Annotated in this window: 1 protein-coding gene; it reads left to right on the forward strand. The window is 67.8% G+C overall.

All coding sequences use genetic code 11. The annotated features are described in order from the left end of the window. The first annotated feature begins 264 nt into the window (after positions 1-264). Positions 265-465, forward strand: a complete 201-nt coding sequence (locus RAD15_RS43435) for a hypothetical protein (RefSeq protein ID WP_458184800.1) — start codon at positions 265-267, stop codon at positions 463-465. The last annotated feature ends 116 nt before the right edge of the window (positions 466-581 follow it).

Below are 581 nucleotides of genomic sequence, written 5' to 3' on the forward strand. Positions count from 1 at the left end.
CCCGGTAGGTATAGGGCGTGCCCATCGAGTCGCCAAGCGCGGCTCGGTCTGCGTGGCAGCCGCTTTGCGGAACCTGAGACAGGACGATGATGAAGACCCGATCTAGCCCCTTGTCCAGCGAGAGCGACAGTCGCGTAGCGGCGTTGTCGTCGATCGGTGGATTGCGCGGGTCCGGATGGATTCGTCGGGAGCAGCGATACCGCTGATCCGGCGCGACCTCTTCCGGGCTCGATCTTGATGAACCCGGAAGGAAAGGAGGTCGCGATGACCCGACTGCTACTGCGCCTCGTGCGCCTCAACAATCATGATACCCGGGCGGTGCCGCCCATTCCCCGCAAGCGGCCGATCGCGCGCTGGGTCCGCGCGGCGGACGGATCGCTGCGCTGCCTCTGGGACGATCGCCGCCGCGCTGCCGATGTGTCGTCGCCCGAGCGCCGGCCGACGCCGGTGCGGGAGTCGGTGTAATGAATCTCCAGGCACGTATCGCGTCGTCACCGCGCGCAGCTCGACGACGCGCATGTCGGCCATATCCTGGGCGCGTTCGGCACCGCCGCGAGCACGGGCAGCTTCCGCAGGTCCGA

Source organism: Bradyrhizobium sp. 14AA, from assembly GCF_054185205.1.